At 65.8% G+C, this 21,653-nt stretch carries 18 protein-coding genes; 9 read left to right on the forward strand and 9 right to left on the reverse strand.

Annotation, left to right across the window (positions count from 1 at the left end):
- Positions 1-11: 11 nt before the first annotated feature.
- The 3 genes from D7S86_RS22550 (at position 12) to D7S86_RS22560 (ending at position 4,528) form a co-directional block, all read left to right on the forward strand.
- Positions 12-1,508 (forward strand): efflux transporter outer membrane subunit, encoded by a 1,497-nt coding sequence (locus D7S86_RS22550; RefSeq protein WP_420813302.1) that lies wholly within the window; start codon positions 12-14, stop codon positions 1,506-1,508.
- Positions 1,509-1,833: 325 nt separating this feature from the next.
- Positions 1,834-3,096: a multidrug effflux MFS transporter gene (locus D7S86_RS22555; protein WP_121089580.1), complete on the forward strand. Its 1,263-nt coding sequence runs from the start codon at positions 1,834-1,836 to the stop codon at positions 3,094-3,096.
- 301 nt (positions 3,097-3,397) lie between these two features.
- Positions 3,398-4,528: a helix-turn-helix transcriptional regulator gene (locus D7S86_RS22560; protein ID WP_158602053.1), complete on the forward strand. Its 1,131-nt coding sequence runs from the start codon at positions 3,398-3,400 to the stop codon at positions 4,526-4,528.
- Positions 4,529-4,696: 168 nt separating this feature from the next.
- Here the strand turns inward: D7S86_RS22560 and D7S86_RS22565 are convergent, their stop codons facing one another.
- Together D7S86_RS22565 and D7S86_RS22570 are read right to left on the reverse strand one after the other, a co-directional pair.
- Positions 4,697-5,314 carry an OmpA family protein gene (locus D7S86_RS22565; protein WP_240648351.1) on the reverse strand — a complete coding sequence of 206 codons (618 nt, stop codon included), beginning with the start codon at positions 5,312-5,314 and terminating at the stop codon, positions 4,697-4,699.
- On the reverse strand, positions 5,311-5,778 hold the full coding sequence (locus D7S86_RS22570; RefSeq protein ID WP_240648352.1) for a FecR family protein: 468 nt from the start codon (positions 5,776-5,778) through the stop codon (positions 5,311-5,313). Before D7S86_RS22570 ends, D7S86_RS22565 begins: the two co-directional genes overlap by 4 nt.
- Positions 5,779-6,093: 315 nt before the next feature.
- On the opposite strand from D7S86_RS22570, the gene D7S86_RS22575 reads away from it, so the two are divergent.
- Together D7S86_RS22575 and D7S86_RS22580 are read left to right on the forward strand one after the other, a co-directional pair.
- Entirely contained in the window at positions 6,094-7,155 is a 1,062-nt protein-coding gene (locus D7S86_RS22575; RefSeq protein WP_121089585.1) for an NAD(P)/FAD-dependent oxidoreductase, read from the forward strand.
- Between the two features lie 250 nt (positions 7,156-7,405).
- Positions 7,406-8,422, forward strand: coding sequence for a LacI family DNA-binding transcriptional regulator (locus D7S86_RS22580; RefSeq protein WP_121089587.1), 1,017 nt, complete (start codon positions 7,406-7,408; stop codon positions 8,420-8,422).
- A 108-nt stretch (positions 8,423-8,530) separates the two neighbouring features.
- Here the strand turns inward: D7S86_RS22580 and iolB are convergent, their stop codons facing one another.
- The 7 genes from iolB to D7S86_RS22615 form a co-directional block, all read right to left on the reverse strand.
- Entirely contained in the window at positions 8,531-9,349 is an 819-nt protein-coding gene (gene iolB / locus D7S86_RS22585) for a 5-deoxy-glucuronate isomerase (protein ID WP_121089589.1), read from the reverse strand.
- Positions 9,346-10,299 (reverse strand): myo-inosose-2 dehydratase, encoded by a 954-nt coding sequence (gene iolE / locus D7S86_RS22590; protein ID WP_121089591.1) that lies wholly within the window; start codon positions 10,297-10,299, stop codon positions 9,346-9,348. The genes iolB and iolE overlap by 4 nt, the downstream gene beginning before the upstream one ends.
- Positions 10,299-12,212 (reverse strand): 3D-(3,5/4)-trihydroxycyclohexane-1,2-dione acylhydrolase (decyclizing), encoded by a 1,914-nt coding sequence (gene iolD, locus D7S86_RS22595; protein ID WP_121089593.1) that lies wholly within the window; start codon positions 12,210-12,212, stop codon positions 10,299-10,301. Before iolD ends, iolE begins: the two co-directional genes overlap by 1 nt.
- Complete coding sequence (locus D7S86_RS22600; RefSeq protein ID WP_240648353.1) at positions 12,209-14,212, reverse strand: bifunctional 5-dehydro-2-deoxygluconokinase/5-dehydro-2-deoxyphosphogluconate aldolase; 2,004 nt, start codon at positions 14,210-14,212, stop codon at positions 12,209-12,211. Before D7S86_RS22600 ends, iolD begins: the two co-directional genes overlap by 4 nt.
- 30 nt (positions 14,213-14,242) lie before the next feature.
- The gene (locus D7S86_RS22605; protein ID WP_121089597.1) at positions 14,243-15,046 is read right to left on the reverse strand and encodes an ATP-binding cassette domain-containing protein; all 804 of its coding nucleotides are present in this window, start codon (positions 15,044-15,046) and stop codon (positions 14,243-14,245) included.
- Positions 15,047-15,057: 11 nt separating this feature from the next.
- On the reverse strand, positions 15,058-16,254 hold the full coding sequence (locus D7S86_RS22610) for an ABC transporter permease (RefSeq protein WP_121089599.1): 1,197 nt from the start codon (positions 16,252-16,254) through the stop codon (positions 15,058-15,060).
- Between the two features lie 198 nt (positions 16,255-16,452).
- Entirely contained in the window at positions 16,453-17,487 is a 1,035-nt protein-coding gene (locus tag D7S86_RS22615) for a sugar ABC transporter substrate-binding protein (RefSeq protein ID WP_121089601.1), read from the reverse strand.
- 248 nt (positions 17,488-17,735) lie between these two features.
- On the opposite strand from D7S86_RS22615, the gene D7S86_RS22620 reads away from it, so the two are divergent.
- The 4 genes from D7S86_RS22620 to D7S86_RS22635 all read left to right on the forward strand — a co-directional run bounded on the left by D7S86_RS22620 (position 17,736) and on the right by D7S86_RS22635 (position 21,644).
- Positions 17,736-18,647 carry a MurR/RpiR family transcriptional regulator gene (locus D7S86_RS22620; protein WP_240648354.1) on the forward strand — a complete coding sequence of 304 codons (912 nt, stop codon included), beginning with the start codon at positions 17,736-17,738 and terminating at the stop codon, positions 18,645-18,647.
- Positions 18,640-19,698 (forward strand): inositol 2-dehydrogenase, encoded by a 1,059-nt coding sequence (iolG, locus tag D7S86_RS22625; RefSeq protein ID WP_121089605.1) that lies wholly within the window; start codon positions 18,640-18,642, stop codon positions 19,696-19,698. The genes D7S86_RS22620 and iolG overlap by 8 nt, the downstream gene beginning before the upstream one ends.
- A gap of 11 nt (positions 19,699-19,709) precedes the next feature.
- Entirely contained in the window at positions 19,710-20,765 is a 1,056-nt protein-coding gene (locus tag D7S86_RS22630; RefSeq protein ID WP_121089607.1) for a Gfo/Idh/MocA family oxidoreductase, read from the forward strand.
- Between the two features lie 225 nt (positions 20,766-20,990).
- Positions 20,991-21,644 carry a DsbA family oxidoreductase gene (locus tag D7S86_RS22635; RefSeq protein WP_121089609.1) on the forward strand — a complete coding sequence of 218 codons (654 nt, stop codon included), beginning with the start codon at positions 20,991-20,993 and terminating at the stop codon, positions 21,642-21,644.
- Positions 21,645-21,653: the final 9 nt, after the last annotated feature.

The following is a 21,653-nucleotide window of genomic DNA, read 5'->3' on the forward strand; positions in this document are numbered from 1 at the left end:
CCTCGGATCGCATGCCGGCGCAAGGCGTGAGGATGCGCCGCGTGGCGGCCGCCGCCGCGCTCTGCGCGCTGGCGGCGGGTTGCACGGTCGGCCCCGACTATCAGAAGCCGGCGGTCGCGGTGCCCGCGACATACAAGGAACTGCCGGGCTGGACGCAGGCGATTCCCGATGCGAGCGGACCGAAGGGCGAATGGTGGAAGGCGTTCAACGATCCGCTGCTCGACGAACTCGAGCCGCAGGTCAGCGTCTCGAATCAGACGGTTCAGCAGGACTACTACAACTACCAGGAAGCCGTCGCGTTGATTCGCGAGGCGCGTTCGGGTCTGTTTCCGACGATCGGCGTAACGGGTTCGGGCACGCGTTCGCGTGCGTCGAGCACGATCGGCAATAGCACGAACGTCGCGAATTCGGCCTCGCTCGAAGGCACGCTCGATTGGTCTCCCGACTTCTGGGGGCAAGTGCGCCGGCTCGTCGAGGAACGCAAGGCCGGCGCCGAAGCGAGCGCCGCGACGCTCGCGAACGCGACGCTCGCCGAGCAAGTCACGCTCGCGACGACGCTCATCGATTTGCGCGTCACCGATGCGAACACGGCGCTGCTGGAGCGCACGGTCAAGGCCTACGAGGAGTACCTGCGTGTCGTCGAGAATCAGGATCGCGCGGGCACCGTCGCGCCGTCCGACGTGATCACCGCGCGCACGCAGCTCGAAAGCGCGCGTTCGAGCCTGATCGCGCTCGGCGTGTCGCGCGCCGAATACGAGCACGCGATCGCCGTGCTCGTGGGGCGCAATCCCGAGTCGCTGTCGATTCCGTCGACGGCCGCGCTGCCGACCTTGCCCGACATGCCCGTGGGCGTGCCGTCGACCTTGCTCGAACGGCGGCCCGACATCGCGGTCGCCGAGCGGCAGATGGCCGAGGAGAACGCGGCGATCGGCGTGGCGATCTCGGCGTACTACCCGACGATCTCGCTGTCGGGCGCGGCCGGCTTCACGCAATCGCCGGTGTCGGGGCTGCTGCATGTCGCGAACTATGTGTGGTCGTTGGGCGCGAGCGCATCGGAGACGATATTCGACGGCGGCGAGCGCAGCGGCGAGGTCGCGGCCGCGCGTGCGACGTATAACGCGGCGGTCGCGAACTACCGGAACACGGTGCTCGGCGCGTTCCAGAACGTCGAGGACGATCTGTCGAGCCTGCGGATTCTCTCGCAGCAGGCGCAGACGCTCGATCGCGCGGTGACCGAGGCGACGCGCGGCACGCAGATCGCGTTCAACGAGTATCAGGCGGGCACCGTCGATTACACGACGGTCGCGACGGCGCAGACGACCGAGCTGGGACTGCGCGAGACGCAGTTGACCGTCGTGCAGGAGCGTCTCGTCGCGGCCGCCACGCTCTATGGCGATCTCGGCGGCGGATGGGATCAGACGCAACTCCAGGCGCAGAACGGCGATGCGGCCGCACCCGCGAGCGCGTCCGCCGCGGGCGGCGCGGCGGCGGGCGATACGCAGCACTGAGGCGGCGCTGAGGCAGCACTAAGGCAGCACTAGGGCAGGGCAGGGGCGTCTTCGGCACCCCGTCACGCCCGGTTTGCGCCGTCGGCGCGGCGTTGCGCGCGGTCGTTGTCGCAGGCCCGCGCCGCCGTCGGCTTCGAACGCGCGCGACTGCTTCGCGCGCTGTCGAATCGTGCGCGCGACACCCTATCCTTGCCTGCGCCATGGACTTTGGGGCGGTGCGCGCAAAAAACAGGCACAATACGCGGCCAATGCGTCGTACGCGCGTCGGCCGCGCCGTCGAAACGAAACGTGCAGCGTCATTGGACTCAGCCTTCTCGACGCTGCCATGAATCAGACTAGCCCCGATCCCCAGAGCGGCGCCGCGCGCGCCACCAATTCTCAGCAGTTCCTGCTGCTCCTGATCTGCATGTTCGCGTCCGCCGGACAGATCGCGATCGATATCTACGTCCCCGCGCTGCCCGCGATGGCGCACGCGTTCGCGACCTCGCCGCAGGCGATCCAGTCGAGCGTTACGGGGTATATGGCGGCCTATGCATTCGGCCAGCTCGTGTTCGGCCCGGTCGCCGACGCGTATGGCCGCAAGCCGGTGCTCGCGTTCGGACTCTTGATGTTCACGATCGGCTGCGTGCTCTCGCTCGCCGCGCCGAACCTCGAAACGTTCATCCTCGCGCGCGCATTGCAGGGTTTCGGCATCGCTTCGACGAATCTGCTCGCGAAAGCGATCATCACCGACTCGTTCAAGGGGCACGCGATGATGCATGCGTTCACGTATATGGCGATCGCATGGGGCGTCGGTCCGATCATCGCGCCGGTCATCGGCGCGCATCTGCAGACCCTGTTCGGCTGGCGCTCGTGTCTCGTGTTCCTGCTCGTCTACGGATTCGTCATGTGGGGGTTCGTCTGGCGCTATCGCGAGACGCTGCCGAAGCCTGTGAAGCTCGCGCCGCGCACGCTGACGACGAATACGGCCAAAGTGCTCGCGAGCCCCGTGTTCCAGAGCTGCTTTCTTGCGCAGGGCCTTTGCTACAGCATCCTGCTCGTGTTCAACATCGTCGGTCCGTTCATGGTGCAAAACACGCTGCACGAGCCGCCGACGTATTTCGGCTATCTCGCGCTTGCGATCGGCATGATGTATTTCCTCGGCGGCCTGTCGAACCGCGTGCATGGCCCGCGTCTGCCGACGCCCGAGCAGCGGCTGCGTCTCGGCGCGCGCGTCATGGCGCTCGCCTCGATCGTCATGCTGATCCTCGCGTTGACCGTGGGGCTGCGCGTCTGGACCTTGTCCGCGCCCGTGCTCGTCATGGGCTTCTGCGCGGGCGCGATGTATCCGACGTTCATGGCCAAGGGGAATTCGCTGTTCCCGCATATCGCAGGCCTGACGAGCGCGATTCTCGGCTGCGCCTTGCTGCTCGTCTCGGCGATCGTCATGGCGCTGGCCGGCTTCGTGTCGGTCCAGATCCTGACGCCGCTCGCAGCGTTCTTCGTGATCGTCGCGTTGATCGTCGTGCGGATGGTCTCGAAGCTGCTTCGCCATCTCGAACAAGCGCAGGCCGATGCCGGCGTGCGCACGAGCGGCACCGTCGCCTAGGCGTGCACGCCGGCGTCGGCATGGGTCCGCATAAGCGTGCCCATCGGCGCACCGCGTTTCTGTACGTTCGACAGTTTCATATCCCGCGACCGCACCCCTTCGACACGCTGCTGACACCGCCCGATGCGACGCTCGGGCGGTGGGTTCGCGCGCGTCCTTTATGATGTGCGCGAACGGCTCGAAAAAGCCGATGTGCACGCGATCAGCCGGTCCACGATGTAATGAAAACGTAACGTGGCGAGGCGACCCCGACGGGAGGGGCACGACGATGGATCTGTCTGCGGAACGATACGAATCTCTGGTGCATCTGCTTTACGACGCGGTCGTCGAACCGGCCGGCTGGTCGGCTTTCTTCGATTCGCTCGGCACGGCAATCGATGCGGGCACCGTGCATATGCTGGCGATCGACAAAACCTACGATTCGCTTTCATACAGCGACGGCTTCAATTTGCCGGCCGAGGGCGAACTCGCCTATATCCAGCGCTACGGCAGCATCGACCCGCGCATGGCGCTCATGCGGACCCGGCGTCCCGCCGAATGGATCCATTGTCATGAAGTCTTCGACGAAGCGTTCGTCGCGCGCGATCCGTTCTATCAGGAGTTCCTGATCCCGGTCGGCCGACGTTTCGTGTCGGGGTGCAAGCTCGTCGAGACGGACACGGTCTGCGTGATTTTCTCGGTGCTCCGAAACGTCGGCGATCAGCCGCTCGGTGCGTCCGAAATCGCCTTTCTGGATCGGCTCCTTCCGCATCTGACGCGTGCGGTCCGCATGCGTATCCAGCACTACACGTTTTCGACGAAGGCGCTCGTCGGCCACGCGCTCGTCAACAAGCTCAGACAGCCCGTGCTGCTGTTGACGACCGAGAGCCACGTCGTGCTCGCGAACGAGGCGGCGACACGCTTGCTCGCGAGCACCGCGCTCGTCCGTATCGTGGAGGGCCGGCTCGATTTGCCCGTCGGGTATCAGGCGCGTTTTCGCGACGAATGCGCGCGGCTCGAGGGCCTGGCGCGCGGCGAAATCGAGGTTCCCGATGAAGTGACGGGCTATCGCTCGATGGCCATTGCGTCGCCGCGCGGCGCTGGACAGACCGATGAAACGCTCTATGCCTTCTTCACCTTGCTCGTGCCGCCCAAGGTCGGCGGCGCATTCGGTCTGCGCCCGCTCGTGTTGCTGCTGTTCTATCACCCCGAGTCGGCGCCGCCCGTCGATTCGGATCTGCTCGGCGCCGCATTCAATCTGACGCCGGCCGAGAGCCGCGTGTCACGCTCGATTGCACAGGGGCTGTCGCCGAAGGAAATCGCCGCGCAGCACGGCATCCAGTACGAAACCGTGCGCAAGCATCTGCAGTCGATCTATCGCAAGACCGCGACGAATCGTCAGTCCGAACTCATGAAGCTCATGTTGCATTTGCCGATCAACGCGTTTGAGTGACATCGGAGATCGTGCGGCGGAAAAAATGCACGATCCGATATGAGACTGCCGAAAGCACAGATCGAAGGTGTGCGATGGCGTGCAATGACGTGGGGATGCGTGTCGTTACGTGCCGGCACACGGAGCGCGTCGTCGCGGGTATTCGGGGCCGGGAGGCGCCGCCCGGACTCACTGAATCGTAATCACGGCGCGCCGGTTCGCCTGGTTCGGCACACCGTCCGCCGTATGCACGAGCGGCTCGCGTTTGCCGCGTCCCGCGGTCTCGATCTGTTCGGGCGGAATGCCGGCCTTGACGAGAAACGCCGCGACCGACTTCGCGCGCTGCATCGAGAGGCGGTCGTTGAAGTCCTGCGAGCCCGCGAGATCCGTATGCCCGACGACGGTCAGATGAGGCGCGGGCCACGTCGCGAGCACGCGCTTGAGTTGTTCGACTGTCTGGGCCGATTCGGGTGCGAGCTGCGTCGCGGAGTCGAACACGAAGTTGATCGTGAACGTGACCGGCCGCGGTGGTTGCGCGGCCAGCAGATCACCGTAGTGGGCTTGCACGTTCGACGGCGTATCGGCCGTCTGTTCGATCGCGCGACCCTGGACGACATCGACGCGCGTATAGGCCTGATCGATGACCTGCGTCTGATTGCCGTTGTGCACGACGACCGTCCCGACGGTGCCGTCAGGGTTCGGTAAAAGCGTGATCTTGTCGGGCGGCGTGCTGCATCCGTAGAGCAGCATGAGCACGCCGGCCGCGGTGCCGGCCGCGCGCCCGCATCGTGCGATTGGGCGCTTCAATGTCCGCTCCCGCCGTCGCCGCCGACCTCGATGATGAATTCGGTGCCGCGCACGCCGAGCGTCGTCGTCGGCGTGCTGTATCGGACGGCGTCGGGGTTCGCCTTCGCGAGCTTGCCGTCGACGACGGATAGCGAACCGTGCCGGATCGTCGCATCGAGCGCGCCGTCGTATGTCGTCGTGTTGAACGCGAACTTGTTGAGTTCGAGGACGGAATTGGCGCCCTCGGTCAGCAGCGTGTCGTCGCGCAGCGTGATGCCGACCGAGGAATCGGGACCCGTCACGACGCGATCGTTTGCAAACACCTCGCTGCCGACCTGGGTATCGACGGTGTGCGCACCGCGTTCGATATGCACCGCGCCCTTGAGCGTCTTGATCGTGCCCATCGAGTCGGCCGCCTGGACCGCAATGCACGACAAGCCGCCGCATGCGAGGAACGCGATGTGCGCAATGAGGTGTGTAGGCATGGCGATCGAGTGACGGACCGTGGGTGTCGTGTGTTCGGTGGCGCAATGCGAATCCTTTGGACCATAGGCAGCGGCCCCGCGCGAATCCGTGCGGTATCGCACATAGCGCGGGTTCGATCGCGTTGCACGCTCACGCATTGCGCGCACGCGACCCCCGCGCGGCCCCCGCACGATGCCGATACCGGCACGCATCGCGTACCGACGCGAAGGCAGTAAGGCCATTGCCGTGCGCGCGGCGGCGCGGCGCATACTCGATTGCATCGCGCGTTCCGTGCCGTACCGGGACGGCGTGCGATTCGAACGAGGACAGCCGATATGGAGCAACCGGACACCACCGGGCAGGACACCGTCGAAAGGACCGACGTCGCGATCGTCGGCGCGGGGCCCGCGGGACTCTGGGCCATGTTCGAGGCCGGCGTGATCGGACTCGATTGCGTGACGATCGATGCGCTCGACCGCGCGGGAGGGCAATGCACGGAGCTGTATCCCGACAAGCCCATCTACGACATCCCGGCCGTGCCGCGGTGCAGCGCGCAGGAACTCGTGGACCGCTTGCTCGAACAGTGCGCGCCGTTCGGATTTCCGATCTATCTCGGCGAACGCGCGGAGACACTCGCGCGTTCGGGCGAGCGCTGGCGTCTGACGACGAGCGCCGGGCGCACGATCGATGCCGCCGCGGTGCTGATCGCGGCGGGCAACGGCGCATTTGTACCTCAGCGAGTTGCACTTCCCGAAGCCGAGCGTTTCGAGGGAAACGGGCTGCATTATGCGGTCCGCGAGGCCGAGCGCTTCAAGGGCCGGCGTGTGCTGATCGCGGGCGGCGGCGATTCGGCGCTCGATTGGGCGCTTGCGCTACGCGGCGTTGCGGCGCACGTCACGCTGCTGCATCGGCGCGTCGCGTATCGCGCGGCGCCCGCGACGGCGAATGCCGTGATGGCCGCGCATGCGGCCGGTCAGATCGACCTCGTGACGGGGACGCTTGAAGCGCTTCATGAATCGCATGGCGCGTTGCGCGGCGCGCGCGTCAAAACACTCGACGGTGTACGCGAACTCGAATTCGACGATCTGATCGCACTATTTGGGCTCGTTCCGGACCTCGGCCCGCTCGCCAACTGGGACGTCGATGCGCGCGCGGGGCGCATTCCTGTCGATGCCTGCCGCTATGAAACCGCGTTGCCGGGCGTCTTTGCGATCGGCGACATTGCACTCTATGACAACAAGCAGAAGCTGATCCTGTCCGCGTTTCACGAGAGCTCGCTGGCTTTGCGCAAAGCGTTTGCGTACGCGCGGCCCGATACGCAGCGCACGCATGTGCATTCGAGCTATGACTCGGCGCTTAAACAAAAACTCGAAACGGGGACTTATCGCGTTTATTGAACGTTTAAAACAGCCGTGTGTTTAGTGGGCGATCGTTTTATAGGACTAAACAACGGATATTGCGGAAATATTTCGGAGCAATCACTCAAATCCTACTTAAGTCTTGCAACATCTGCCGTTAACCTGAAGTGAAGCGAGGATTGTGCGGAAATCAGGAGAATTTTTCCCGTTTTGCACGCACACCCTCTAAAACAGCCTGGGGCACTGAAGCCGGCTGTCTCCAAAGGGATTAATGGTCGTCGGGTAATAGATGGGAACCACTGTACGGGATATCGCGCGCGTTGCGCGAGTGTCGATCGGGACCGTGTCACGTGCGCTCAAGAATCAGCCGGGTCTGTCGGATGCAACTCGGCGGCGCGTGCTGCTCGTTGCACAGCAGCTCGGATACGATCACAGCAATCTGCGTCGCACGCGCGTGCGCAGGATGACACTCGTGGGCCCGCGTGATTATGCGCATTTCGCGAGCGTCGAATTCATCGAACAGCTTCGCGCCGGCGTCGAACGCGCGGGCCGCGGCATGGGCGTCACCTCGACCGTCCTCGCGTTCGATCCGACCGAAGACCTCATCGATCAGCTGCGTCGTCATACGCCCGATGCGCTCGCCGTCGTCGGCCTCGTCGATCATGCGCATCTGCAGAAGCTTGCCTCGCTCAAGCGTCCGATGGTGCTCATCGATCAATGGGCGCCTGAATTCCGCTGCGTGAATGTCGATAACGAACGCGGCGCGCAGTTGGCGATGCAGCATCTGTTCGAGCGCGGATTGCGCCGCGTTGCATTCATCGGCGCATCGCCCGCGCATTACGGTACCGCGCAGCGCGCGCTTGGATTCCGCCGCGCGTATTTCGAGGCCGGCCTGCCGCTCGATCCCGCGCTCGAAGTCACGATTCCCGCGGGTGTCGATGCGCGCGAAGGCGCCGCTTATGCGATGGAAACGCTGCTCGCGCTCGATACGCCGCCCGACGCCGTCTTCGCATTTAACGACGTGGCAGCGCTTTCGGCGCTCGATGTGTGCATCCAGCGCGGTCTGCGTGTGCCGGACGATGTCGCGTTCGTCGGTTTCGACAATGATCCTGTCGCGCACGACGCGTCGCTGACGACGGTCGTCGTCGATGTCGAGCGCCTGGCCGATGCCGCGGTCGAAGTGCTGCTGAGCCACGACTTCGAACCGCGCAACGTGCTCGAACCCGTCGAATTCATCGTGCGCGCCAGCACGACAGGCGAGACCCTCGCCGACGAGCCGCTCGGCGCAGGCGTCTCGGATGCCTGAGCATCCGGGACGCGTATCGCGCGTCGAGCGCGCTCAAGCCATTCACATTCAAGCCATCCACGCACTGCACGCATCACGTGCACGGTACGCACGACGCGTCGGCCGCTCCTAGCGCGCCTCGATCATCCATTCGTGCGCGGGGTCGTTCTTGAAGTGCCAGACGCGCTTGGCGCCCGCCATCACGTTGAGATAGTACGAGTCATATCCGTACGGCACGACGACCGGGTGATATCCGCGCGGCACCATGACGACGTCGTGATCCTCGACGGCGAGCGATTCGTCGATATCGCGCGCATCCGTATAGACGCGCTGAAATGCAAACCCCTGCGCGGGATTGAGCCGGTGGTAGTACGTTTCCTCGAGTGCGCTTTCGAGCGGGACGTTGTCGTTGTCGTGCTTGTGCGGCGGATAACTCGACGAATGTCCGGACGGCGTGCGGACCTCGACGACGAGCAGCGATTCGGCGGTCTCGGTTTGCGGCAGGATGTCGCGGACGTAGCGCGTGTTGAGTCCGTGGCCGCGCACGCTCGCCTTGACCTGCGAAGGTTCGATCAGCCGCATCGGATAGCGGCCCGTCGCGGGCGCATCGCAGACCGCGATTTCGGCCGCGTGTCCGGTTCCCGCGGCGCTCACGCGCACGTGTGTGCCCGGCGGCGCATAGAGCGCGTAGGGCGAGGCATCGTCGAACACGGATGCGCGGCTGCCGATCGCGGACCAGCGTTCGCCGCCGGCCTCGATCGACACGTGGCCGCTCAGTACGACGATGCAGATCTCGCGATCGGCGAACGCGAGTTCGAGCGCGTCGTTCGGTCCCGATCCCGGTGCGAGCCGATAGGCCGAGAAACCGACGTAACGCCAGCCGGCCGACGCCGGCGTGACGCGCACGATCTCGCGGCCGGCGCGCGAAGCTTTGACGAGCAGACTCATGAATTGGCCTCATGTGTGGCCGCCGCGCGCGCGCTCAGCGCCTGCAGCGTTCGATAACCCAGATCCGCATACGTGTAGCTCGGCGCGACCGCGGGGTCCTGTTCGGCTTCGACGACGAGCCAGCCCCGATAGCCATGCCGCGCAAGACGCGCGATCACCGCCTCGAAATCGACCACGCCGTCGCCGGGCACCGTGAACGCGCCGTTGATGACGGATTGCAGAAACGTCCAGTCGCCGTTGCGCGCCTGGCGGATGATCGAGGCGCGCACGTCCTTGCAGTGCACGTGACAGACGCGCTCGATATGTTTGTCGAGGACGGTCAACGGATCGCCGCCGCCGAACGTCACGTGGCCCGTATCGAACAGCAGTCCGACGTCGGGACCCGTGAGCGCCATGAGCCGGTCGATGTCGGCCGGCGATTCGACGTAGGCGCCCATGTGATGGTGGTAGGCGACGCGCACGCCGCGCGAGAGCGTATAGGCCGCGAACGTATCGAGCCGTTTCGCATAGGCGTCCCATTGCGCGTCGTGGAGAAAGCGCGGCCGTTTCGAGAGCGCGACGGCCGATCCCTGGATCGAGTCGGCGACTTCGCCATAGACCATGACGGTCGCGCCGCATTGCGCGAGCAGTTCGAGATGCGGACCGACCGCGTCGATCTCTTCTTGCGCCGAGCGTTGCGCGAGTTGTCCCGAGTACCATCCCGAGACGAGCGCGAGGTCGTATTCGCCGAGCAGCGCGCGCAGCGCGTTCGGTTCGCGCGGGAATTTATTGCCGAGTTCGAAGCCCTGATAGCCGATCTGCCGGCCTTCGGTCAGCGCGACCGACAGCGGCGTTTCGCCGCCGAGCGAGGGCAGATCGTCGTTCATCCACGACAGCGGATTCACCCCGATTCGAACCTGGAAGTCATGGGCCCTGCGCGCCTGCGCAGGGCTTGCTTGCGTGATACTCATCAGCGCGGCTCCTTCTGCTGCGTCTTGCCGTTGTCATAGGCGGCGCGCGCGGCGCGCACCGATTCGCGATCCGACACTTCGGGCACCGCGACTTCCCACCACCATCCGCCGTCGTCGGTCGTTTTCGCGGGATCGGTGTCGATGCTGATGACATAAGTGCGCCGCGCGGCGCGCGCACGCACCAACGCGGCTTCGAGTCCGCGCAGGTCGTCGACGTGCTCGGACTGCGCGCCGAGCGCGCGCGCATGCTCGGCGAAATCGACATGCGGCGCGTCGTCGTCGAGCAGATTGTTGAACGGCGGCGAACCGCACGCCTGCTGAAGCCGGTTGATGCAGCCGAAGCCGCGATTGTCGAGCACGACGATGATGAGCTTTGCGCCGAGCGCGATCGACGACGCGATCTCGCTGTTCATCATCAGATAGCTGCCGTCGCCGACCGTGACGATGACTTCGCGGTCGGGTTGCGCGAGCTTGACGCCGAGCGCGCCCGCGATCTCGTAGCCCATGCATGAATAGCCGTATTCGACGTGATAGGCGCCGGGCACGCGCGCACGCCAGAGTTTGTGAAGCTCGGCGGGCAGCGTGCCCGCCGCGCAGACGACGATGTCGGTCGACGCCGAGTCGGCGCTCGAACGCTGGATCGCACCGATGACGTCCGCGTCGTAGGGCACGCGCGCCTCGGTGCCCGCGGTCAAGGTATCGACACGTGCGACCCACTGCGCGGCGGCGTCGCGCGCGCGGCGCGTCCATGCGTCGGCGGGCGTCCATCCGGCAAGACGCTCGGCGAGCGCGTCGAGCGCGACGCGCACGTCGGCGACGAGCGGCAGGCCGTCGTGCTTGAGCGCGTCGGCGGCGTGCGCATTGAGGCCGATCACGCGCGCCTGGCGAAACAGGCTGTTCGACCCCGTCGTGAAATCCGAGAGCCGCGTGCCGGCCGCGATCACGAGGTCGGCCTCGCGCGCGAGATCGTTCGCGGCCGGCGAACCGGTCACGCCGATCGCGCCGAGATTCAGCGGATCGTCCCAGGCGAGCGCGCTCTTGCCGGCCTGCGTTTCGGCTACGGGAATGCCGTAGGCCGACGCGAGCGCCTTGAGTGCCGCGCTCGCGCGGCTATAGAGCACGCCGCCGCCCGCGATGATAAGCGGGCGCCGGGCTTGCCGGATCGCCTCGACGGCGGCGTCCAATGCGCCCGCATCGGGCGGCGGCGCGCGGAAGGTCACGACGCGCGGCGCGAAGAAGTGTTCGGGATACGGATACGCACTTGCCTGGACGTCTTGCGGCATCGCGAGCGTGACGGGACCGCATTCGGCCGGGTCGGTCAGCGTCGCGATCGCGCGCGGCAACGCGCTCAGCAATTGCGCGGGATGGACGATGCGGTCGAAATAGCGCGAGACGGGTTTGAGGCAGTCGTTCGCGGAGAGTCCGCCGTCCTGCGCATTCTCGACTTGCTGGAGCACGGGATCGGGCGCGCGCGAGACGAAGATGTCGCCGGGCAGCAGCAGCACGGGCAGGCGGTTCACGTGGGCGAGCGCGGCCGCCGTCACGAGATTCGTTGCGCCTGGGCCGATCGACGTCGTGACGGCCATCATGTGCCGCCGAAAGTGTGCTTTCGCATAGGCGATCGCCGCATGCGCCATGGCCTGCTCGTTATGCGCGCGCAGCGTCGGCAGATCGGCGCGGTAGCGGTGGAGCGCCTCGCCGAGCGCGGCGACGTTGCCGTGCCCGAAGATCGCGAAGACGCCGCCGAACAGGGGCTCGGGCGGCCCGCCGTCGTCGCGCGCGACGCGCAGCGCGGCGAGGTAGCGCACGAGCGCCTGGGCCGCGGTCAGTTCGACGGTCTTGCCGGTTTTGCCGTGCTCCGCGTGGGCCTCGTGCATCGCGAGCGATCGCGCGTATTCGATGGTTTCGTTCATACGACTCGCTCCGTATCGTTGATGCGCGCGCGCTGCGCCGCGGGGCCGCGCCGCGCGGCGCGCCAGTGTTCGATGAGGGATTCGAAGGTCGCGCGCACGCGCGCCTTGACGGTCGCGTCGTCGATCTCGCCGGCCATCCAGGCCCGCGCGGGCTCGCCGAAGATCGTGCGCCCGACCATGAAGCCCTTGCATTGCGTCGAGGCGGCCGCGTCGCGGAATCCTTCGGCCAGCGTTTCGACGGGGGCGTTGAGCCCGAGCAGTACGACGCCGCGGCAATACGGATCGCGTTCGGCGATCAACGCGTCGATCGCGGCCCAGCCCTGCGCGGGCATCGGTTCGAGCTTCCACCATTCGGGGTAGATGCCGAGGTTGTAGAAACGTTTGAGCGCGCGCAGCACGATATCGGGACCCTGCGGCAGATGCTTGGGCGGGATCACTTCGAGCAGCAGCTCGTGCCCGCTCGCCTGTGCGGCGTCGTAGAGCGCACGCACCTGCAGTTCCTGTTCGAGCCGTGTTTCATAGGGCTCGTCGGGATGATAGTGAACAAGGCATTTGATCGTCTGTTCGCGCGGCCATTCGACGAGCGTCGCGCCGAAAGCGCGGCCGCCTTCGAACAGCAGCGGCGATGAGCCGGGCAGTTCGATCGGACGTCCGATCCAGAGTCCCGTGCCGGTCACCGCATTCAATGCGTCCTGTCCGTAGCGGCCGTCGATGAGCACGCCGACGCGGCCCGCATGACGCGGTTGCGCCGCGGTCTCGAGCGCCGCTTGCGCAAACAGCAGCTTGAGCGTGTCGATCCGGTGTTCGTCGCAGCCCGTTTCGCGCGCGATATCGAACATCTGGCTTCGATGATCGAATGCGAACGCAAACACTTCGTTCCATTGCGCGCGCGGCACGGTTACGCGATGCAGGCGCGCGAGCGTCGCATCGCGATCGGGGCGGCGCATCGCGTCGGGATCGCGCTTCGCGTGCGCGAGGAACGCGTGGAGTTCGGCGGGCGTCGGCATCGCCGGCGCGCATGCGTGGCGCGACACGACGAGCGCGCCGCAAGCGTTCGCGATCTCGGCGCACTCGGCATAGGCTTTCTCGCGCAGCCAGCCCGACAGGAAGCCCGATGCGAACGCATCGCCCGCGCCGAGCACATTGAGCACTTCGACCTGCACGCCGCCGAACGTCGGCGCGTCGTCGATCCGGTCCGGGATATCCGCCTCGATGACGGTGCAGCCGAGCGCGCCGCGCTTGACGACGAGCGTCGCGGCCGTGACATGCCGGACCCCGCGCAGCGATGCGAGCAGATCGCCGCCGCCGCCCGCGATCCGGAATTCTTCTTCGGTCCCGATCACGAGATCGAACAGCGGCAGCATGCGCTGGAGATGCGCGGTCACGGTGTCGTTCGCGATAAAGCGCGTCTCGCCGTCGGCCTTGCCCGTCAGGCCCCAGAGCACAGGGCGGTAGTCGATGTCGAGGATCGTGCGCACGGCGTGCTTGCGCGCGTACGTCAGCGCTTGTGTACTCGCGGCGAGCACTTTTTGCGTCGACAAGTGCGTGCCCGTGATCAGCAGGGCCTTGCTCGACGCAATGAACGGCTCGTCGACGTCGGCGATATCGAACGCCATGTCGGCGCAGTTGTCGCGATAGAACACGAGCGGGAACGTATCGCGGTCCTTGAGGCCGAGCAGCACGAGCGCGGTCAGACGTTGCGTGTCGATGACGATGTGCCGCGTATCGCAGCCTTCGCGAGCGAGCGACTCGGTCAGGAAGCGTCCCATATGATCGTCGCCGACGCGCGTGAGCATCGCGGACTTGAGGCCCAGACGCGCGGCCCCGAACGCGATGTTCGCCGACGAGCCGCCGAGATACTTCGCAAAGCTCGCGACGTCCTCGAGCCGCGCGCCGACCTGCTGCGCATAGAGATCGACCGCGAGGCGCCCGATGCAGATCAGATCGAGTTCACGGCCCGCCGCGAAGCGGCGGTGTGCGGATGCGTGTGCGTCTTCCATTGCGACTCCCATTCGTGCGCGCGTGGTTCGCTAGACCGTGATGTCGTCGAGCTCGCCGATGAGCTTCTGCATCTCGGCTCCGCCGGCCATCATGTCGAGCACTTCGTTCTTGCTGATCTCGTGCTTGGCGAAGCTGCCCATCGAGCGGCCGCGATTGAGCAGCGTGAACGTGTCGCCGATCGGATAGGCGTGATGCACGTTGTGCGTGATGAAGATGACCGAGATGCCTTTCGCGCGCGCAAGGTGGATCAGCTTGAGCACGTTGAAGCTTTGCTTGACGCCGAGCGCCGCGGTCGGTTCGTCGAGAATCAGCACGCGCGCGCCGAAGTGGATCGCGCGCGCGATCGCGAGACATTGACGTTCGCCGCCGCTCATCGTGCCGATCGCCTGATGCGGGTCGCGCACGTGGATGCCCATTTCGGCGAGCTTGGCGCGCGCGGTCGTCGCGCAGAGATCGAGATCCATCACGTTGATGAAGCCGAACAGCTTTTTCTGCGGCTCGCGGCCCATGAAGAAATTGCGCGCGACCGACAGCAGGGGCACGAGCGCGAGGTCCTGGTAGACGGTCGCGATGCCGAGGTCGAGCGCATCCTTCGGCGACTCGAAGTGCACGGGTTTGCCGTCGACGAGATATCGTCCTTCGTTCGGCGACCAGACGCCCGCGAGCGTCTTGATCAGCGTCGACTTGCCGGCGCCGTTGTCGCCGAGCAGACAGTGGACCTCGCCGCGCCGCAGCTTGAGCGTGACGTCCTTGAGCGCGATGACCTTGCCGAAGTATTTGCTGACCTGGTCGAGATGCAGGATCGCGTCGTCGTTCGCTTGCGCAGTGCTCATCGTCGCCTCCCTTATTTCGATTCCGCGACGCGGCGGCGGATGTAGTTGTTGAAGATCACGGCAAGCAGCAGCATCACACCGAGGAACACGCCGAACCAGTCGGAATCGACGTTCGTGTATGTGATGCCGATTTGCACGACGCCGAAGATCAGCGCGCCGAAACAGGCGCCGACGACCGAGCCGTAGCCGCCCGTGAGCAGCGCGCCGCCGATGACCGCCGCGATGATCGCTTCGAATTCCTTGAGCAGCCCGCGATCGGCCGCGGCCGAGCCGATATCGCAGACCTGCAGCACGGCGAACAGGCACGCGCAGAACGCCGTCAGCACGAACAGCGTGATCTTGACGCGGCGCACGGGCACGCCGACGTTCTTGGCCGCGATCGGATCGCCGCCGACCGCGAAGATCCAGTTGCCGAAGCGCGTCTTCGCGAGCGTGAACGCGCCGCAAACCGCGAGCAGCGCCCACCAGAGCAACACCTTCGGGATGCCGGGCACGAGCGGCTCGCCGCTGTCGAGCAGCTTGACGAGTCCGACGTGCGCGAGCCACTGAAACAGCGCATGAAACGCGACGCCCTTGAACAGCAGATTCGCGACGGGATCGGCGGCCGCGATATCGCCGACGCCCGAGATGATCGTGCGGTCCGAGAACAGCACCGAGAGCGCGAGCGTGAGGCCGCGCAGGATGAACAGGAACGCGAGCGTCACGATGAACGACGGCAGCCGCGTCTTGATCACGAGATAGCCGTTGAGCGCGCCGAGCGCCATCGAGCCCGCGAACGCGAAGAGGATCGCGAGCGAGATCGGCCAGTGCCAGTAGACCGACGGGATCGCGACCATCATGCCGGCGAAGCCGATCATCGAGCCGATCGAGAGATCGAATTCCCCGGCGATCATCAGCAGGCATGCGCCGACCGCAAGCAAGCCCAGATAGGCCGCGACCTGCGACCAGTTCATGATGCCGTCGAGATTGAACATGCCCGATCCGCCCGCGGCGAACGCGAACACGATGAACACGAGCACGGCGCCCGAGATCGAGGCGAATTCGGGGCGTCCGAGCACGCTGCTGAACCAGGTTTCGCCGCGCAGCCGTTCGTCGTCCCTGCCGGTCTTGGCTACGGCGGGGGATCCCGCGGGTGCGTCGGCTTCGGCGGCCTTGGCGGTGTCGGCCGGTTCGTGCGCGTGGCGTGCGCGATGCGATAGAACGCCCATGACTTCTCCTCTATCCGATACGCGTGAGGCGGGTCCGGCAGCAGTACGCGTGCGCGGCGCCGGCACGCATCCGGCGTGATACGAAAGGGCGGCGTGCGCGCCGCCCGGTCGGACTCGGCTTCACTTCGACCTCACGTGGGCTTCACGCTGACTTCACGTCGACGTCATGTCGGCCTCACGTCGTTCGAACGCGAGCGTTCAACGGTATTGCCCCGCGAACTTGACGACCTTGTCGATGTTGTCCTTCGTGATGAAGCCCGGACCCGAGCCGATGTTCTTCGGGCCATAGACGGGTTCGAGGCCATACGCCGCGAGCCGCGCCTTGAACTTCTCGTTGGCCTGCAGTTCCGTGCGGATCTTGTTGACGTCGGTCGTATGGTCTTTCTTCGCGATCGCGAGCACGGCGACCGGAATATAGCCCTGCAGATAGGGCTGCTGGTCGATCGCGAACTGGATCGTGCCGTCCTGGATCGCCTTGGCGATGTCATCCGAAAAGTCGAATGTCGCGAACCAGATCTTGCCGGCCTGGCCGCTTTGCTGAAGCGCCTTGATCGTCGGCGAGGCCGAGGTCGGTCCGAGCGTCAGGATGCCTTTGACGTCGGGATGGTTGTGCAGATACGCGCTGACCTTCGTCTGGATGCCGGTCGGATCGGTGCCCGCGTCGAGCGTCGATGCCTTGAAGTCGGCGCCGATCGCGTCGGCGAAACCGCGGCAGCGTTCGAACGAGGCCGGGTTCGTCGCATAGTGGTTCACGCAGAGAAACGACGTCACGCCCGCGGCCTTCGCCTTGAGGCCCGCCGCCTTGCCCGCCGCATATTCAGGCTGGCCGACGTGCATCATCGCGCCGAGCTGCGCGCTTTGCTCTTCGGTCCCCGAATTGATCGTCACGAGCGGAATGTGCTTTGCCGTGACCTTGCCGATCGAGCCCTTGAGCACGTCGAAGTCGGCGATCGTGACGATGACGCCGTCGTAGTTGTGCGCGGCCGCCTGCTCGATCAGGCGCGACATGTCGGCGATATCGCCGTTGGGCGGATTGCGATAGTCGGTCTCGACGTTGAAATCCTCGTCGGCCTGCTTGATCGCGTTCTTGATCGTGTTCCACCACGAGTCGGAGTCGGGCGCGTGGCTGATCAGAACGAAATGCGCGTCGGCGGCCTGCGCCGCCCCGGCCGCGAGGCCGCCCGCGAGCGCCGCGACGCTCACGCATGCGGCGCCGATGGCCGATTTCAACATCGTGTGCCAGTGCTTGCTGCCAGTCGAATGTCTCATGTCTCCACCTATTGTTGTGTTTCGTCCGTGTGCTTCACGCGGTCCGATCGCAAGGACCCGTCCGAGTGCCCAACCAGCGTAGTGCACGATATCGCGTTTTGCAAAAAAAATTGCATTGCACTGCGGAATGGAAAATTCATTCCATTTTGATGCGGCTTGCCTATACTGGCGACACACCGGCGATGGGCTCGGAACGGATACGGAGGAGCGGGATGGAGCAGCAGACGGCGGGCGCCGCGGGACAGACTGCCGAACAAGAACGCACGTCCGCGGCCGTCGAAGCGCTGATGCGGCGCATCGCGGACGAGTTCGAGACCCTGCCGCGCCAGCTCAGGAATGTCGCGAAGTACGTCGAGCAGAATCGCGGCAGCGTGATGGTCGATCGCACGAGCGACATCGCCGAAGAATGCGGCGTGCATCCGTCGGCGGTCGTACGCTTCGCGCAGCGTTTCGGTTTCGCGGGCTTTTCGGATTTCCAGGCCGTGTTTCGCCAGGCGTTCGCCGAACAATCGGCGCCGACGCAGAGTTATCAGCAGCGCATTCGCAAGCTGATCGACGGCAAGCCCGGCAAGTTGTCGGGCGGCGCGCTCGCGCGCGAGTTCATCGCGGCGAGCCGCTCGGGACTCGACGAGCTTGAACAAGGCTTCGATGACGCGCAGTTCGAGGCCGCGGTCAATCTGCTCGTCAAGGCGGAAAACATCTATGTGATCGGCGTGCGGCGTTCGTTCAGCGTCGCGAGCTATATCAGCTATGCGCTGCAGCACACGGCCAAGCGCGTGCATCTCGTCTCGGGTTTCGGCGGCATGGTGCACGAGCAGATCCGCAGCATCCGCAAGCACGACATCGTGATCGCGATCAGCTTCACGCCGTACGGCAAGGAGACGCAGGCGTGTTTGCGCGTCGCGCATATGCACGGCGCGCAGGCGATCGTGATCACGGACAGTCAGTTGTCGCCGCTCGCGCGCTATGCGAGCGCGTTGCTGACCGTCAAGGAAGGCAGCGCGTTCGCGTTCCGTTCACTGACCAGCACGGTCTGTCTGTGCCAGGCGCTGTTCGTGGCGCTCGCGTACCGGCTCGAGCTGGCGCCCGAAGAGATCAAGGACCCAGGAGGCTACGATGAGTGACTCAGCAGTCGAGGTGGCATTGTTCGGCGCGGGACGTATCGGCAAGATCCATGCGGGCAATCTCGTGCGGCAGCCGGGCGCGTCGCTCAAATACGTCGTCGACGTGAATCCGGTGTTCGCCGAAGATCTCGCGTCGAAACACGGCGCGCGCGTCGCCGATGCGCGCGCGGTCTTCGACGATCCGGCCGTCAAGGCGGTCGTCATCGGATCGAGCACTGACACACATGCGGACCTGATCCTGCAGGCCGCGGCCGCGGGCAAGCATATCTTTTGCGAAAAACCCGTCGATCTCGCGATCGATCGCGCGCGCGCATGCGCACAGGCTGTCGATCGCGCGGGCGTGCGATGCCTGATCGGCTTTCAGCGCCGCTACGATCCGACGTTCGCGGCCGTCAAGGCGCGTATCGACGCGGGCGAGATCGGCACGCCCGAAGTGCTCGTCGTCACGAGCCGCGATCCGGGCGCGCCGCCCGTCGACTACATCCGGCGCTCGGGCGGCATCTTCAAGGACATGCTGATCCATGATTTCGACATCTTCCGATGGATCCTCGACGACGAGGCGCAGACGGTCTATGCGAGCGGCAGTTGCCTGACCGATCCGGCGATCGCCGAGGCCGGCGACATCGATACGACGGCCGTTACGATCACGACGCGGCAGGGACGCGTATGCCAGATCAATACGTCGCGGCGCGCCGCATACGGTTATGACCAGCGGTTCGAGGTCATGGGCAGCGAGGGCATGCTGCAGGCCGGCAACGTCCGCCCCACGGAAGTGACCGCCTACGGCCGCAAGGCGGTCGGCACGGATCTGCCCGAGGCCTTCTTCCTCGAACGCTATCGCGCCGCGTATGCGCTCGAAATGGCGCATTTCTTCGAGGTCGTCGCAACGGGCAAACCCGCGCGCACGAGCGTCAACGACGGTCTCGCCGCGCTCGTTCTCGCCGAAGCCGCCGCGAAATCGCTGCGCGAACGCAAGCCCGTGCATCTCGGCGACGCGCACGACGGCAAGCTGACCGATGTGCTCGCGGCCGTCGGCGCGGCCGCGCAATAGGGGGAGACGGTATGAACAGTTTTTCGACGGGCGATCTCGTCCGGCTCGGCATCGTCGGCTTCGGCCGGCTCGGTCGCCGGCACGCCGAAAACCTCGCCACGCGCGTATCGGGCGCGCATCTCGTTGCCGCGTGTTCGCCGCTTGCCGACGAACGGCGCGCCGCGCGCGATGCGCTCGGCATCGGACGGCTCTACGAGACGTATGACGCGATGCTTGCCGATCCCGAGGTCGACGCGGTGTTTCTCGTGACGCCGACGTCGCTGCATGCCGACCAGATCATCGCGGCGTTGCGCGCGGGTAAGCATGTGTTTTGCGAAAAGCCGCTGTCGCTCGAACTCGATGCGTGCGAGCGCGTCGTCGCCGAGGCGAAGCAGCATCCGCGTCTGAAGGCGATGATCGGCTTCGTGCGGCGTTTCGATCCCAGCTATCGCGACGCGTTCGAGAAGATCCGCGCGGGACGCATCGGCAAGCCGTTCATGGTCCGTTCGCAGACCTGCGACAAGAACGATCCCGACGGCTTTTTCGTGCGCTTCGCGCCGACCTCGGGCGGGATCTTTCTCGACTGCAGCGTGCACGATATCGATCTCGCGCGCTGGCTGCTCGGCAACCCGAAACCGGTGCGCGCCTATGCGACCGGCACGATCGCGCTGCATCCGGGCCTCGCCGAATCGAACGACGTCGACAACGGCGTCGGGGTTGTCGAGTTCGAGGGGGGCAAGCTCGCGGTGTTCTATGCGTCGCGCACGATGGCGCACGGTCACGACACCTCGACCGAGGTCATCGGCACGGCCGGCGCGTTGCTCGTGGGCCGTAATCCGCGCATGAACCGTGTCGAGATCGCTGATGCGCACGGTCTCTCGAACGAATGCACGCCGACGTTCTACGAGCGCTTCGCCGACGCCTTCGTGCGCGAGGCGCAGGTGTTCGTCGATGCGGTTCGGGGCGACGAACCCGTGCCGCTCACGCTCCACGATGCGCTCGAGGCGACGCGGATCGGCATCGCGCTGCGCGAATCGCAGCGCTCGGGGCAGGCGGTGACGTTTGAATCGGCGTCGGCGTTGGTCTGAGTGCGCGGGGGGAGGGACTGAGACAGGGGCGATGAGGGCGATAAGGGTGCGATAACGTGGCCGGCGCGAGGCGCGACTGAACGCGCCGAGGTCGCGCCGATGTCGCGGCGAGGGGATGGATGCCGATCGCGCGTTCCGAGCGGCCTCGGCCGCGCTCGCGTACCATATCGGCGTTTGCGTACCGGCGCCCCGATCGAGGGCGCCGTTTTTGAGTGAGCCCCTTCGATGCCCAATACCCCGTCGCTATATATCGACGTCTGGAGCGACTACGTCTGTCCGTTCTGCTTTCTTGAAGTCCCCGTGCTCGATCAGTTCCGCGCCGCCTACGGCGACGCGGTCGAGTTTCGCTGGCATGCGTTCGAGCTGCGGCCCGAGCCCGCGCCGCTGCTCGATCCCGATTCCGAGGAGCTTCACCGCAACTGGGCCTATTCGGTGCTGCCGATGGCCGAGGAGCGCGAGGTGACGATGCGCGTGCCGCCGGTGCAGCCGCGCAGCCGCAAGGCGTTCGAGACCGCGCTGTTCGCGCGCGACGAGGGACGCTTCGATGTCGTGCATCGCGCGATCTTCAAGGCGTTCTTCGAGGATGGACTCGATGTCGGCGACGTCGACGTGCTGCTCGATATCGCGGCGACGTGCGGGCTCGATCCCGAGTCGCTCGAAGCGGCGCTCAACGAAGGCCGCTATACGGAGGCCGTCATCGAGGACGAACGTCTCGCGGGTGAAGTCGGCATCACGGGCGTGCCGTTCGCGGTCGTGTCGCGCGCCGCGACCGACAGCGTGCCGGGCAAGGCGATCGCGCTGCGCGGCGCGGCGCCGGTCGAACACTTCATCGAAGCCGTCGACCGGCTGTTGCCCGACGGGTTGCCTCAGCCGCAGTAAGCCGCCAAA

The sequence above is a fragment of the Pararobbsia silviterrae genome (assembly GCF_003628125.1).
Taxonomy (GTDB): Bacteria; Pseudomonadota; Gammaproteobacteria; order Burkholderiales; family Burkholderiaceae; genus Pararobbsia; species Pararobbsia silviterrae.

What these genes read in the sequence shown, in the direction of transcription:
- D7S86_RS22550 (WP_420813302.1), top strand. Translation starts at nt 12, where the DNA reads ATGCCGGCGCAAGGCGTGAGGATGCGCCGCGTGGCGGCCGCCGCCGCG.
- D7S86_RS22555 (WP_121089580.1), top strand. Translation starts at nt 1,834, where the DNA reads ATGAATCAGACTAGCCCCGATCCCCAGAGCGGCGCCGCGCGCGCCACC.
- D7S86_RS22570 (WP_240648352.1), bottom strand. Translation starts at nt 5,778, where the DNA reads ATGCCTACACACCTCATTGCGCACATCGCGTTCCTCGCATGCGGCGGC.
- D7S86_RS22575 (WP_121089585.1), top strand. Translation starts at nt 6,094, where the DNA reads ATGGAGCAACCGGACACCACCGGGCAGGACACCGTCGAAAGGACCGAC.
- D7S86_RS22580 (WP_121089587.1), top strand. Translation starts at nt 7,406, where the DNA reads ATGGGAACCACTGTACGGGATATCGCGCGCGTTGCGCGAGTGTCGATC.
- iolB (WP_121089589.1), bottom strand. Translation starts at nt 9,349, where the DNA reads ATGAGTCTGCTCGTCAAAGCTTCGCGCGCCGGCCGCGAGATCGTGCGC.
- iolE (WP_121089591.1), bottom strand. Translation starts at nt 10,299, where the DNA reads ATGAGTATCACGCAAGCAAGCCCTGCGCAGGCGCGCAGGGCCCATGAC.
- iolD (WP_121089593.1), bottom strand. Translation starts at nt 12,212, where the DNA reads ATGAACGAAACCATCGAATACGCGCGATCGCTCGCGATGCACGAGGCC.
- D7S86_RS22600 (WP_240648353.1), bottom strand. Translation starts at nt 14,212, where the DNA reads ATGGAAGACGCACACGCATCCGCACACCGCCGCTTCGCGGCGGGCCGT.
- D7S86_RS22605 (WP_121089597.1), bottom strand. Translation starts at nt 15,046, where the DNA reads ATGAGCACTGCGCAAGCGAACGACGACGCGATCCTGCATCTCGACCAG.
- D7S86_RS22610 (WP_121089599.1), bottom strand. Translation starts at nt 16,254, where the DNA reads ATGGGCGTTCTATCGCATCGCGCACGCCACGCGCACGAACCGGCCGAC.
- D7S86_RS22615 (WP_121089601.1), bottom strand. Translation starts at nt 17,487, where the DNA reads ATGTTGAAATCGGCCATCGGCGCCGCATGCGTGAGCGTCGCGGCGCTC.
- D7S86_RS22620 (WP_240648354.1), top strand. Translation starts at nt 17,736, where the DNA reads ATGGAGCAGCAGACGGCGGGCGCCGCGGGACAGACTGCCGAACAAGAA.
- iolG (WP_121089605.1), top strand. Translation starts at nt 18,640, where the DNA reads ATGAGTGACTCAGCAGTCGAGGTGGCATTGTTCGGCGCGGGACGTATC.
- D7S86_RS22630 (WP_121089607.1), top strand. Translation starts at nt 19,710, where the DNA reads ATGAACAGTTTTTCGACGGGCGATCTCGTCCGGCTCGGCATCGTCGGC.
- D7S86_RS22635 (WP_121089609.1), top strand. Translation starts at nt 20,991, where the DNA reads ATGCCCAATACCCCGTCGCTATATATCGACGTCTGGAGCGACTACGTC.